The organism is Planococcus circulans, assembly GCF_020023385.1.
Classification (GTDB): domain Bacteria; phylum Bacillota; class Bacilli; order Bacillales_A; family Planococcaceae; genus Planococcus.
Genome location: NZ_JAIQCL010000010.1, coordinates 72,968 through 86,256 on the forward strand (window position 1 = coordinate 72,968; position 13,289 = coordinate 86,256).

The 13,289-nt window shown below is 46.3% G+C and carries 10 protein-coding genes and 1 other annotated feature; of the genes, 5 read left to right on the top strand and 5 right to left on the bottom strand.

Translation table 11 applies throughout. The features are described 5' to 3' along the window. Positions 1-76 precede the first annotated feature (76 nt). Entirely contained in the window at positions 77-3,061 is a 2,985-nt protein-coding gene (locus K8U60_RS15635) for a transglycosylase domain-containing protein (RefSeq protein ID WP_223642195.1), read from the bottom strand. A gap of 104 nt (positions 3,062-3,165) precedes the next feature. Next, positions 3,166-3,354: a binding site (T-box leader), on the top strand. A 75-nt stretch (positions 3,355-3,429) separates the two neighbouring features. On the opposite strand from K8U60_RS15635, the gene tyrS reads away from it, so the two are divergent. Together tyrS and K8U60_RS15645 are read left to right on the top strand one after the other, a co-directional pair. Then, positions 3,430-4,695, top strand: a complete 1,266-nt coding sequence (gene tyrS, locus K8U60_RS15640; RefSeq protein WP_223642197.1) for a tyrosine--tRNA ligase — start codon at positions 3,430-3,432, stop codon at positions 4,693-4,695. 154 nt (positions 4,696-4,849) lie between these two features. Beyond that, a complete protein-coding gene (locus K8U60_RS15645) occupies positions 4,850-5,431 on the top strand; it encodes a general stress protein (protein WP_223642199.1) in 582 nt (193 codons plus the stop codon). 98 nt (positions 5,432-5,529) lie between these two features. Here the strand turns inward: K8U60_RS15645 and K8U60_RS15650 are convergent, their stop codons facing one another. Further along, a complete protein-coding gene (locus K8U60_RS15650) occupies positions 5,530-6,336 on the bottom strand; it encodes a cobalamin-binding protein (protein WP_223642201.1) in 807 nt (268 codons plus the stop codon). Positions 6,337-6,756: 420 nt separating this feature from the next. On the opposite strand from K8U60_RS15650, the gene K8U60_RS15655 reads away from it, so the two are divergent. Beyond that, complete coding sequence (locus K8U60_RS15655; protein WP_223642203.1) at positions 6,757-7,524, top strand: STAS domain-containing protein; 768 nt, start codon at positions 6,757-6,759, stop codon at positions 7,522-7,524. A gap of 280 nt (positions 7,525-7,804) precedes the next feature. On the opposite strand, the gene rpsD is transcribed toward K8U60_RS15655, so the two are convergent. Beyond that, positions 7,805-8,407 (bottom strand): 30S ribosomal protein S4, encoded by a 603-nt coding sequence (rpsD, locus tag K8U60_RS15660; RefSeq protein WP_008429073.1) that lies wholly within the window; start codon positions 8,405-8,407, stop codon positions 7,805-7,807. 329 nt (positions 8,408-8,736) lie between these two features. Between rpsD and megL the strand changes: the two genes are divergently transcribed. Then, on the top strand, positions 8,737-9,945 hold the full coding sequence (gene megL / locus K8U60_RS15665; protein ID WP_223642205.1) for a methionine gamma-lyase: 1,209 nt from the start codon (positions 8,737-8,739) through the stop codon (positions 9,943-9,945). Between the two features lie 72 nt (positions 9,946-10,017). Here the strand turns inward: megL and K8U60_RS15670 are convergent, their stop codons facing one another. Beyond that, positions 10,018-10,497, bottom strand: coding sequence for a GAF domain-containing protein (locus K8U60_RS15670; RefSeq protein ID WP_223642207.1), 480 nt, complete (start codon positions 10,495-10,497; stop codon positions 10,018-10,020). A 123-nt stretch (positions 10,498-10,620) separates the two neighbouring features. Then, the gene (gene hisJ / locus K8U60_RS15675) at positions 10,621-11,421 is read right to left on the bottom strand and encodes a histidinol-phosphatase HisJ (protein ID WP_223642209.1); all 801 of its coding nucleotides are present in this window, start codon (positions 11,419-11,421) and stop codon (positions 10,621-10,623) included. Between the two features lie 154 nt (positions 11,422-11,575). On the opposite strand from hisJ, the gene ezrA reads away from it, so the two are divergent. Continuing rightward, entirely contained in the window at positions 11,576-13,279 is a 1,704-nt protein-coding gene (gene ezrA, locus K8U60_RS15680; protein ID WP_223642217.1) for a septation ring formation regulator EzrA, read from the top strand. Positions 13,280-13,289: the final 10 nt, after the last annotated feature.

A 13,289-nucleotide genomic window follows, 5' to 3' on the forward strand; every position in this document is an offset into this window, starting at 1 on the left:
TGCGAAATTTCGCTTGCTGCTCTTTTTTGTAGAGAAAAAGACCGACTCGCGGGTTATGCGAGTCGGTCTTAATGTGTTAGGCCGCATCATCTTCAGCTGGCTCTTCTGGTTCTTCTGGCTCTTCAGGAGCCGGTTCTTCTTCTTTTGGTTCTTCAGGTTCTTCTTCGGGAGAAGTTTCTTCTTCCTCTGCTGGAGGCGTTTCAACTTCTTCTTCAGCAGGTGTTTCAACTTCCGGTTCCGGCTCTTTCTCTTCCGGTGGCGGGGTTGGTTCCGGCTTCGGTTCAGGTTTTGGTACAGGCTTTGACTTCGGTGCAGCGATGTTGACACTGTTTGAAGCAGCCGACTGCTTGCCTGTAATATCCACTGCTACTACGGTGTAACTTCCTGCGCCAGAAGCGGTATATGAATTGCTGCTCGACTCTGAGATGGAAGCGACACGTGAACCGTTTTTGTAAACACGGTATCCGACTACGTCATTTGAACCGGAATTGGTCCAAGTAATTGTATTTCCGCTGATGGAAGCTCCGACACTTCCAGGAGCGACACTGTCAGCTTCGAAACTTGCACCTGAGACAACTGAAGAGAATCTGGAGTTGCCCGGGAACAATTTGCCGGCGTCTCCACCGAATGGTGCCATCATGCGATCAATGTATTTCTGTGAAACAGCAATTCCTCCGCCTGAAGTGAATTCACTTGGCGTGCTGGACAAAGCAGCGTAACGTTTTCCATTGATTGTGGTAAACGAACCACTTGTTAAACTGTCATCCGCTTTTGTAGGAACCATGGCATCCGCATTGAACAAATCAGATGTCACGAGACCAGCGGTTGAACAGGCGCCGCCTGGAGCAAGACCTGAAATGCTGCAGAACGACCGGGTTACGACGCCTTTCGGAGTTTTGAATGTTTCATTGGCTCCAATTAAATCCGGTGTAGTTTGGTATGTCGAATTCATCAGGCTCGCCCATAACTGATTAACGCGTAGGGAAGGAGGCAAATTGACATTTTGGAAATTGTCGAGTGAATACTTTTCACGGTCATATCCAAGCCATAGGCCCATTGTGATGTTCGGATTATATCCCACTAGCCAAACATCTCTTGTTTCTTGTGTAGTTCCTGTTTTACCGGCAAAATCAGCGCTGAAATTCAGCATGTCATTGGCACGGTTGGCTGTACCTCTATCTGTTTTGAAGACATCCCGCAGCATGTCTGTCAGAACGTAGGCTGTTTGGGGTGTATAGATTTCCTGTTCTTCGGTTTGGTGTTCAAAAACGATATTGCCATCCGCATCTTCAATGCGTTGGATCATATACGGTTCAATTCTTTTGCCGCCGTTGGCGATGGTAGCATATCCACTGGTAAGTTCTTCAACAGAGCCTTCGATTCCGCCGCCTAAGGCCGTTGAAGGATAGTAATTTTCTTTTTCTTCAACTTGGGAGAAGCCGGCATTGATCAAATAATTGATCGGCATTTTTTCTCTGATTTGGCCGAACAGGCGAAGGGCAGGCAAGTTCTGTGACTGTGCCAATGCATCGCGTGCAGGCATGATGCCTTGTTCACTTGAGGCGATGAAGTTGGCCGGAGTCCAAGGTGTGCCGTTATCATTTAAGGTGAACTGTACATCGACAACTGGACTTCCGGCACCGATGTTTCCATATTCAATGGCTGGTCCGTAAACGAGTAGAGGTTTTACGGTAGAACCGATTGAACGGTATGCTTGAGTTGCATGGTTCAATTCTTCTATTTCGTGGTCACGGCCGCCTACAAAACTTAAAATGCGCCCAGTTTTATTTTCGAGCATCATGCTTCCGACCTGGACGGGAAGTTCTTTCATTTCCTCTTCGCCGTCTTCGTTGGTTGATGGTACGGTTAATGTTGTGCCGTAGCGCGTGTAGGCGTCTTTTGCTTCTTCGTGTGCATCGAATAGCTCTTTATTGATGGTCGAGTGTATGCGGTAACCGTTCGATCGGACGGCCCGATCGGCTAGAATTGCGTATTCTTCATAAAGCTTGTCATTTTCTTCAAGCGTTGTCGGGTCGACACCATCTTTTTCAGCAAGAATGTCCATGATGATCCGAGCCGCCCGTTTTTCGACTTCTACGGTGACAAACTTGTAGTTCTCACGTGCACGGGATTCTCGTGGACGAAAATCCTTTACGATATCGTAGGCAAGGGCTTCATTGTATTCTTCTTCAGTAATGTACTCGGTTTCTTTCATCCGATACAACACTGTTTTCATCCGGTCGATTCCGGGTTGTAATCCTTCAGCTTCTTTTGGTTCACCACTTGAAGTGTAAGGGGTGTAGCGGAAAGGGGCTTTTGGAATTCCTGCGATGAAAGCTGCTTGCGGCAGGTTCAATTCACTTGCTGACACATTGAAAATGCCGTTGGCCGCAGTTTCAATCCCGGCGATGTTAGCACCGGTATAGTTTCTGCCGTAAGGGATGATGTTGAGATACGCTTCCATGATTTCGTCTTTTGTCATGAATTTTTCAAGGCGCATGGCAAGCAGGATCTCTTTTGCTTTTCGTTCATAGGAAACTTCGTTCGTCAAAATCTGATTTTTGATCAATTGCTGCGTCAGCGTCGATCCACCTGTTTGGCTGTCGGAATTCGAGACATCTTGCAGCAAACCGCGAAGAATGGCTTTCGGCACAATTCCTTCGTGTTCCATGAAGTATTCGTCCTCGGTCGCAAGGACAGCATCAACGGCTACATCGGAGATTTTATCAAGTGATGTCTCTTTTCGTTCCAGATCTGTCTGGATTTTCCCGATATACACTTCATTATCGAAAAACATTTCGGAGGTTTCTTCATAGCTGTAGATTTCCCCACGCATTTCATCGGGAGTCCGAAGCTTTTCTTCATCCACCAGCGAAGCGAAATAGCCCGCCCCGACTGATGCGGCGAAAACTCCGCCTGTCACCAGCACAATCGCCAGGATCAATGCAAGATTCCAGATGACTCCTGATGTGATGCTCAGTCGTTTGAACCACTTTGTCGAGGTCCATCTATCGGTTGTTTCCTCAGCTTTACTTATCCAATTTTTCATTTTATCACGCACGTTATCGCCCTCCTAAAATCCATTATATTATATCATATTCTCATAACTGTACCTAAACTTATTGACAATGCCATATAATAAAGTAAACTACTAGTATATTTCATATTAAAACGATGAAGAGTCCGAAGTAGAACGTGTGATTTTGTTTAGAGAGCCGGTGGGTGGTGTGAACCGGTCAAAATGCATGGATCGAATTACAGGCCTGGAGTTTACGGAAGTGCCCCGTTCGGCACATGATGAGAGGGAGAATCTATTCTCCAAGCTGGGTGGTACCGCGCAATTGCGCCCCTGCATGATTTTTCATGCAGGGGCTTTTTATGTGGATGTTTATCGCTCCCATCGTTTCAAACTAGTAAGGAGGAATTGGAATGACTAACAAATTAATTCAGGATTTACAATGGCGGGGGCTTTTATACCAGCAAACCGACGAAGAAGGCATGGAGAAATTGCTCGACGACCAGAAGATTTCTTTATACTGTGGAGTGGACCCGACTGCGGACAGCATGCACATCGGGCATATTGTTCCATTGTTGACGCTGCGCCGCTTTCAGATGCACGGCCATCAGCCGATTTTATTGGTTGGCGGCGCGACCGGCATGATTGGAGATCCTTCAGGACGGAACGAAGAGCGCCAACTGCAGACGACAGAACAGATCGACCGCAATGTTGAAGGCATCAAAGTTCAAATGGAACAGATTTTCGACTTCCAATCGGAAAACGGAGCGAAAATGGTCAACAACCGCGATTGGGTCGGCAAGATGAGTGTCATCGAATTCCTTCGCGATTACGGTAAACTGATTTCGGTCAATTACATGCTGGCTAAAGATTCAGTGGCCACACGCTTGGAAACTGGAATTTCTTTCACGGAGTTCTCCTACACGCTGATCCAGGCAATCGACTTTAACCATTTGTACAACGAGCACAATTGCCGCATCCAGATCGGCGGGTCCGATCAATGGGGCAATATCACTTCCGGCCTTGAAATGATCCGCAAAACGCATGATGAGGAAGCTAAAGCATTCGGTATCACCATTCCGCTTGTCACAAAAGCGGATGGCACAAAATTCGGCAAATCAGCCGGCGGTGCTGTCTGGCTGGATCCGAAAAAAACAACGCCTTATGAGTTTTACCAGTTCTGGATCAACGCAGCAGATGCGGATGTCATCAAATACTTGAAGATCTTCACCTTCATCAGCCGTGAAGAAATTGAAGCATTGGAAGTTACAGTGGAAACGGAAGCGCATTTGCGGAAAGCGCAAAAAACGCTGGCCGAAGAAATGACCAAATTGATCCATGGGGAAGACGCATTGGCTGATGCACAGCGCATCACAAAAGCTCTTTTCAGTGGAGATTTGAAAGCATTGTCGTCTTCTGAGATGAAAGCGGCATTTAAGGATGTTCCGTCAGTGGAAATGGCAAAAGAAAGCAAATCCATCGTCGACTTGATCGTAGAAGCCGGAATTTCTTCATCGAAAAGACAGGCGCGTGAAGACGTTACAAATGGAGCGATTTCTGTAAATGGGGAAAAAGTGACGGATTTGGAATATGTCGTTGATGAAAAAGATCGGTTGGAAGATGCCTTTGCCATTATCCGTCGGGGCAAAAAGAAATACCATATGGTGCAATTCCAGTAAGAAGCATTCAAACAGGACAGCCGGATTTTTTCTGGGGTGTCCTGTTTTTTAGTTAACTGAAAAATGTGGAATCGGGGTTTATTCGGCAAGTCAGCGGGTAACATGGGAAATGAACGACGATTGACTTTACTAAAACTTCAGGGAGGCGTTAGAAATGTCAAGAGTAGTTGGATCTTATGAAACAGAAGACCAAGCCATCCGTGCGATTGAAGAGTTGCAGCGGGAAGGCCACAACAGTGAGGAAATATCAGTTTTGAGTAAAGATAAGCGCGAAACCGAAGCTGTTGCGGAAGAAACCGGAACACAGGCAGGAGAAGGCGCTGCTGCAGGTGCAGCGACAGGCGGCGTGTTGGGCGGCCTCGGCGGAGTGCTGGCAGGTATCGGTGCTTTGGCCATTCCTGGGATTGGACCTATTGTTGCAGCTGGTCCGATAGCTGCTGGCTTGACAGGTGCTGCTGCAGGCGCTGGAGTAGGTGGGCTTGCCGGTGCTCTCATCGGCATGGGAATACCGGACGATGAAGCGGAACGGTACGAAACGCATTTTAATGAAGGAAAAATACTGGTGCTGGTCGAGGATGACAGAAGTTCGATACCCGACCGCAATGACCGCGATACATTCACAGGAGAGCGCGATCCGCTTATCGGCAATGACAGTACGACGACGATAAGAGGCGACCGGAGCCGGGTGGATAATGATCCGTTGGACGGTGGACGTCGCGGGCAAGCTGGATTGTAAAGTGAAGCGATAGAAAAAAAGGCCATCCTCGATTGGATGGCCTTTTCGATTGGGAACCGGTCACTCTAGCGGCCGGCTCCGTCAATCAACTTATAAATTTAAATCTGCTTTTCTTTTATGAAGCGCGGCAGTTCCATATCATGGAATTCCTCAGGATGAATTAATTTACCCAGGCGGATAGCGCCTTCAATCAGTCTTGGAGAAGGGCGGCAATAGAGTTCTTCCTCCATGACATGAATGTGGTCGATTGCCTTCATTTCATTCCATCCGGGACGTTTTTTGACAAGTTCCGGTTTGACTTTCGAGCTCAAGACGCCGACCCAGGCAAGCAGGATGTAATCAGGTTGGCGTTCGCGTACATCAGCCCAATCTGTTTGGATATTGGCGGAATCGGTCCCATCGAATAGGTTGCGGGCACCGGTCATGCTGCTGATCTCCGTCAGCCAATTGATGTTGCCGGGAGTGAAGACAGGCTTTGGCCACCATTCCCAGTAAAGGGAAGGGCGGGACCCTGCTTTTTGTCCCCGTGATTTGATGTCTTCAATAACGTGCAGGTATTCAGCATGTACAGCATTGGCGTCTATTCCACAGGCATCAGCCACCGTCAACAGATCTTGCCCGATTTCCTCCAGTGTTTGGGGATCGAGTACAAGGTGGGGGATTTTTCTTCGAACCAGTTCGTCGACGTTCTTTTCCATACCTGGAACACTCAGGGACGCCAAAACCAGGTCAGGTTCCAATGCCTCGAGTTCATCCATCCGGATTGACAGGTCAGGCCCCAACCGCGGCAATGCCGTGATTTCTTTTGGCCAGTCAGAAAAATCATCGATGCCGACCAGCAGGTGTTCAGCATCCAAAAACGCCAGTAATTCTGTATTGCTCGGACAAATTGAAATAATTCGCATCCGGCTCCACCTCCATTTTTCATTAGTTTAACATGTCTCAAGAAAAAGTTTCTTCTCAATTGATGAAATTATACAAACAAAGTATGATAAAGGAGACGGTGAATTAACCGGTGCCGATACATATCCTGTTTTTAAAGCGGAGGAGACCGTGATTTTGAGTGTTTAACTTACCGGCAGATGGGTAGGCATAATGAGTGGAAGAAAATGCAATTCATGTTGATTAAATAAATAACTGAAGTGAAATTTTAAGTGAGAGCGGGGTGAAGCTATTGCCGGAGGGGCAGAAGAGTCTGGAGGATTGAGTCATCTCAGTTTCTTCTGTCGATTTATTGCAATAGCTGTTAAATGTTGAAAGATCAAGACTTATTTGAACACTTAAGCAACCGAACCTGGGAAATGACAGAGGAGTGGTATAGCTCTTTGGACAAAAGCAAAGCCGGAGTTTACGGTTCGACCGATCCTGAGAAAGTCGCTTTGCTGAAAAAACAGAATCACGAATTCCATCTGCGGTTTTGTGCCATGTTCGAAAAGGAAAACCATGAATTTGTAGCAGATTTTCAGGATTGGATAGAAACGATTGCAAAAGATGAAGCGCATTTGGATACACCGATTGTAGAGGTCATCGAGGAGTTTTTCCGAACACAGCAGCAGTACCTCGAGGAAATTGGAGCCTATGCTTTAAGCCATAAAGATAAGGTGAGCCACGAAAGGTTGGTGGAATGGACGAAAGCAGTCGTTCAAACCATCGGTAAAGTCATCGTTGAGTTCACCGACAAGAATTCAAAAGCTGCAGAAAAACGGATGAATTCCCAGCAGCAGATGATCGTGGAAATGAGTGCACCTGTCATTCTGCTGGCTAAAAAGACCGGCATGCTGCCGTTGATCGGTGAAATCACACCGCACCGCGCAGAAATCATGTTCGAAAAAGCGCTGGCGCAAAGCTCCAAGCACAACCTGGAAAAGCTGTTCATCGATTTATCCGGCGTCCCACTAATCGATACGATGGTGGCCCAGCAGGTATTCCAACTGATCAAAGGGCTGGAAATCATCGGAGTGCAAGTGGCATTGTCAGGCATCAGTCCAGTCATCGCCCAAACGGCGGTGCAATTGGGCATTAAGTTCATCGATATCGAAGTCTACAACACACTTGCTCAAGCATTAAAACAAAATAGAGTCCATTTAGTCTAAATACAGTGGAAATCCCCAGAGCGGTCGGCGGCTCCGGGGATTTTTTTATGCGTTTTGTGTTGTTGTTTGCGCAATACGCTGGTTTGCTTGCGGAATCGGGCTTGTTGTTTGCGGAATAAGGAATTTGTTTGCAGTAAACCGGAGTTTGTTTGCAGTAAAGAAAAAAATGCCTCCCGGACGAGGCCCGTACAAAGAATCCGGAAAAACAAAAAAACCCTCGAAACCATTGAATTAACAAGGTTTCGAGGGTTTTCAACACTACCATTACGTAATTTTTCAATTAACGTGAGTAGTACTCAACGATCAACTGTTCGTTGATTTCAGCAGACAATTCGCTGCGCTCTGGAAGGCGTACGAAAGTTCCTGTTTTGCTATCAGTATCGATAGTTACGTATTCAGGAACAAAGTTGTTTACTTCGATTGCTTCGTTTACTACATCAAGGTTGCTTGATTTTTCACGGAAAGCAATTGTTTGTCCTGGTTTCACGCTGAATGACGGAATGTCAACGCGTTTGCCATCAACAAGGATGTGACCGTGGTTTACGATTTGGCGAGCTTGGCGACGAGTGCGCGCAAGGCCTAAACGATAAACAACGTTATCAAGGCGAGCTTCAAGAAGGATCATGAAGTTTTCACCGTGCTTACCAGGCATTTTGCCGGCTTTGTTGAACAAAGTTTTGAACTGACGTTCGTTGACTCCGTACATGAACCGTAGTTTTTGTTTTTCTTGTAGTTGCAAACCATATTCAGAAACTTTTCTGCGTTGGTTAGCACCGTGTTGACCTGGTGCGTAAGGGCGTTTTTCTAATTCTTTACCTGTACCTGTAAGGGAAATTCCCAAACGGCGTGACAGTTTCCATGATGGACCTGTATAACGAGACATAGTAGTCTCCTCCTCTGTTTTTGGTTTTTAGAGTAAAATAAAAACCAGATGCATTCATGCTGCAAGCCATTTTATATTCTTGTACCTTCGCTCAGCAGCCAAAGAGTTACGCGATACACCTACAATGAGGAATAAAATGGACGAACACGCACATACAACTGCTGCGATTATTTTACACAAAGCATAGTATAACCGATTTTGGATCCTTAAGTCAACCGGAAGCCGGGAGATAGTTGGAAGTGCCGGCTTCCTTTTTTAAATCGTTCCATGTAGAATGAAATCAAGGTAGTATGTAAGCGCTTTCTATTTCAGCTAAGGGGTGGATTTTGATGAGAGAAAAAGAAATGAATATCGAGACGGCGGTTATCCATAAGGGCTATGACAGCTCGAAGCACCATGACAGTTTAGTGACACCGCTTTATCAGACCTCCACGTATTCTTTTGAAAATGCAGAGCAGGGGGAAGACCGGTTTGCAGGGAATTGTGAAGGCAATATCTATTCGCGGCTCGGCAATCCGACAGTCCGCGTACTGGAGGAACGGATGACGGAAATCGAAGGGGGCGAGGGAGCACTCGCTTTCGGTTCAGGGATGGCTGCTGTCAGTGCCACTCTGATTTATTTGACCAAAGCGGGCGATCACGTCCTTTGCTCGAGGGGGATTTATGGCTGTACTTTCGGTTTGCTGGAAATCATGGAAGAAAAATATGGGATTACGCATGATTTGGTGTCCATGACAACCGAGCAGGAAGTGGAACAGGCAATCCGACCGGAAACTGTGTGCATCTATGTGGAAACACCGATCAATCCGACGATGGAACTGGTGGATCTGCAAGCGGTCATGGCAGTAGCGAAAAGACATGGCATCCGCGTCGTAGTGGACAACACCTTCAGTTCGCCTTACCTGCAGAATCCATTGCGGATGGGGGCGGATTTCGTTTTGCACAGCGCAACCAAATACTTGAACGGCCATGGGGATGTAGTCGGAGGAGTGTTGGTGGGGCGTGACGCAGATGAAATGCAGCATATCCGGATGACGGTCCAAAAAGATGTCGGCGGCATCATGTCACCGTTTGATGCCTGGCTATTGCTCAGAGGAATAAAAACCCTGCATGTGCGGATGGATCGGCATGTCGCCAATGCCCAAGCCGTATTGCACTTTCTGAAACAACAGGACATAGTGAAGAAAATCTATTATCCTTTCGACGATCAGCATCCGCAGGTTGAAATTGCCAAACGGCAGATGCGGCAAGGCGGCGGGTTGATTTCGTTTGAAATCGAAGGCGGCAAAAAAGAAGCACAAGCTTTCCTGAATGCGCTATCACTCATTAAGATTGCAGTCAGCCTGGGTGATGCAGAGACGCTGATCCAGCACCCGGCATCGATGACGCATGCCGTCGTGCCACCTGAAAACAGACTGGCGATGGGCATCAGCGATTCTTTATTGCGGCTGTCGGTCGGATTGGAGCACACGGATGACTTGATCGAAGATCTGGAGAAGGCAGTTGAAAAAGTAAAACCAAAACTCCAGGAAATTTAGAAACGGACGGAAACAGCTTTTAGCCTCTAAAAAAGACCCTGGACTCAGGTATCCGAGTCCAGGGTCTTGCTATTAAAGATGCTTCGCTAAAACCTCAGCGAAAAGTTCCAGACCTTGCCGATCTTCTTCCGTAAAGCGGCTCAGTTCCGGGCTGTCGATATCAAGGACGCCAATCACTTGGTCTTCTTTCATCAACGGAATGACAATTTCCGAACGGGACGCAGCGTCACAGGCGATATGGCCGGGGAATGATTGGACATCGTCTACCAGTATCGTCTTCTTGTCGGAAACCGCAGTGCCGCATACCCCTTTGCCGACGGGAATACGGACGCATGCCGGAAGCCCCTGGAAAGGACCCAGTACCAGCTCGCCATCTTCCATCAAATAAAACCCAACCCAGTTGGTGCGTTCTAGAAATTGGTTAAGCAAAGCAGAAGCGTTGCTCAAATTGGCGATGCTGTTGTTTTCGCCTTCCAATAAAGCTTGCAATTGCTTTGAAAGCATCGTGTATTGTTCTAAACTGCTGCCGCTGTAATCGGTTTGTGTAAACATGGATGATTGCCTCATTTCGTTTTGAGTTTGATGTGATCTTAGTATTCAAAACCACCTGTTCATATTAGGAAGAAAATCCGGAGGCGGTTGCGTAACGCAAATGCAATTCTATAGATAACCGGTTCAACTTAAATAAGTATAAATTTTCTCATGATGCTTATGCAAGCCATTGACATTATGGGCGTCTGATCCGAAGACCAAGGGAATACCGAGTGATTTTGCATATTCGATAAAAGGGAGGGGTGGGTAGGCTTCCTGGCAATCGGGTTTTGAGAAGCCGGCGCCGTTGACGTCGAGCTCGCAGCCAGCTTTCTTCATTAACTGCAGGATATGGCGAATCTGTGCGCTGTCGTTGATCTTCTCCCCATGTGCCAATTGGAATTTATGGATCAATGTCGGGTGGCCGATCCGTTTGGGTTTGAATGGCCCCAAATCTGCCTGAATGGATGCTTCCACAGTATCATAATAAAGCTGGTAGGCAGCCTCAACAGAACCGCTTGCCGCTGCCAATTCCGCAAACACTTCCTTGCTGAAGTCAGCGCAAAAATAACGCTTGCCCACTTGGAGAAAGTGGACGGATAAAATGGAATCGTCAAGGCTCGGACCGATATCGTTCAAAAAGGAGCGGATTTCTTTTTCATATCCTGCGATAAAGTCGACTTCCAATCCTATACGGATGCGGATATCCTTTTGATAAACATTCTTCAGGTGGGTAATTTCCTCCACATAAGGCATTAGGTGTTCCATGCTTATACTGCTGTCCTGATCAGGCGTAGGATCTGTAAAATTAACTGGCAGCGGTGCATGTTCAGTAAAAGAAATATCTGTAAACCCGGACTTTATCGCTTTTTCAATATAGGATTTGGTTGAGTCTTTTGTCCCGTGAGGACAAAAATGTGTATGAATATGACCGTCTCGTTTCATCTAAAACATCCTCTTTTCCGTCTATTAAAAAATATAATCGCTTTTCTTCTAATTTGGCAAACAAAAGAGTAGAATACATGTTAAAATAAAAGAATCATGAATACATTTACGTATAACTGGTAATGTGATTTTGGAACAGGGGGCTATATGACTTATGATGGAGTATATCATCATTGCGGTCATCATTCTATTAGCGATAATGATCATCGGCTTTATGTTTCGCAAAAAACATTTGGCTGAAATTGAGCGCTTGGAACAGTTAAAACTGCAAATACAAAATAAACCGATACTTGAAGAACTGACAAAAGTGAAACAATTGAACATGAACGGCCAGACGGAAGAAATGTTTGAACGCTGGCGCAACGTATGGACAGAAATCATGGATGTGCATATTCCGAAAATTGATGCTTCCTTATATGATGCTGAAGAGGCGATCAACCGTTTCAGATTCAATAAAGCGACAAAGCTTGAACAGGAAACTGAAATCAAGATCGACAATGTCGATCAACAGATGAATGGCATTTTGGTGGAACTGGAAGAATTGATCGGCAGCGAAGAAAAAAACCGCAGCGAAATCGACCTCATCCAGGAAAAATATCGCCGCGCACGCAAAAATTTGCTGGCTCACCAGCATTCATACGGTGCTGCAGCTGCCCCGCTCGAGAAGAAACTCGAGTCATTCATTCCATTATTCGATGAATATGAAAAGTTGACCAACGAAGGCAATTACTTGAAAGCCCGTGAAATTGTCATCAGCCTATCAACTGAAGGCGAAGAAGCATTTCTGTTGGTTGACGACATTCCACCGTTATTGGCGGATGTCCAAACAAAAATTCCTTCTTATATCGCGGAATTGCGTCAAGGCAAGAGCGAAATGGAAGAACAGTCCTATTACCTTGGGCATTTGGAATTGACGCTTCAATTGGATGAGATGGAAGAAGAGCTGGAAGTGCTGAAAGAGAACATCGCACAACTGGAAATTGCCCAAACGAAAATTGCAGTGGAAAAAATGAAGGACCGGATCGATTCGTTTTATGAACTTCTTGAAAAAGAAGTGGAAGCGAAACATTACGTCGACGAATATCGAGTGGATACAGAACGCCATCTGGAAGTTGTGGCACGCGATACAAAAGAGATGGAAGAAGAATGCCGATACGTTCAGCACAGCTATAAAATCAGCGAAAGCGAAGCGGCCATTCCGAAGTCCTGTATGGAGAAGATGGAGCAATTAGCGAAACGGTATGATCTGCTCCGTTCACGTCTGGAAGAAGATCAATCGGCGTATTCAAGCCTTCAGGAAGAATTGGTTCATATACGTGAGGATCTGTCGATTGTCGATTCGACGCAAATTGATTTCATGACGGCATTGAAGAGTCTCCGTATCGAAGAGAACAATGCACGCGCTAAAGTGGAACAGCTGAAACGCAAATTGCAGGAAACGGATCGCATTCTGCACAAAGCCAATATCCCAGGCATTCCTGAAGATATGGATGTGCGTCTCGAAGAAGCTGAAGAACAACTTTTTGTCGTGATTCAGTCCTTGCGTGAAGTGCCATTGAATATTAAATTGGTCCATAATTATATGGAGCAAGCTGAGAAAAGCATTGATGATGTCCATGCAAAAGCGGTCGAAATGGTTGAAAATGTATTGTTGATCGAACGCATCATCCAATACGGCAACCGTTACCGTAAATCCAATCTGCAATTGGATGCCAAGCTGGAAGAAGCCGAAGAATCATTCCGCCAGCTTCGTTACACCAAAGCATTGGAAGAAGCGGCTACTGCAGTCGAAAACTTTGAACCCGGTTCGATGAAACGCATCGAAGTGCTGGTCAAAGAAGACGCGTGGCGCATCTAAAAACAACATG

What these genes read in the sequence shown, in the direction of transcription:
- hisJ (WP_223642209.1), bottom strand. Translation starts at nt 11,421, where the DNA reads ATGAAACGAGACGGTCATATTCATACACATTTTTGTCCTCACGGGACA.
- K8U60_RS15650 (WP_223642201.1), bottom strand. Translation starts at nt 6,336, where the DNA reads ATGCGAATTATTTCAATTTGTCCGAGCAATACAGAATTACTGGCGTTT.
- rpsD (WP_008429073.1), bottom strand. Translation starts at nt 8,407, where the DNA reads ATGTCTCGTTATACAGGTCCATCATGGAAACTGTCACGCCGTTTGGGA.
- tyrS (WP_223642197.1), top strand. Translation starts at nt 3,430, where the DNA reads ATGACTAACAAATTAATTCAGGATTTACAATGGCGGGGGCTTTTATAC.
- megL (WP_223642205.1), top strand. Translation starts at nt 8,737, where the DNA reads ATGAGAGAAAAAGAAATGAATATCGAGACGGCGGTTATCCATAAGGGC.
- K8U60_RS15645 (WP_223642199.1), top strand. Translation starts at nt 4,850, where the DNA reads ATGTCAAGAGTAGTTGGATCTTATGAAACAGAAGACCAAGCCATCCGT.
- ezrA (WP_223642217.1), top strand. Translation starts at nt 11,576, where the DNA reads ATGATGGAGTATATCATCATTGCGGTCATCATTCTATTAGCGATAATG.
- K8U60_RS15670 (WP_223642207.1), bottom strand. Translation starts at nt 10,497, where the DNA reads ATGTTTACACAAACCGATTACAGCGGCAGCAGTTTAGAACAATACACG.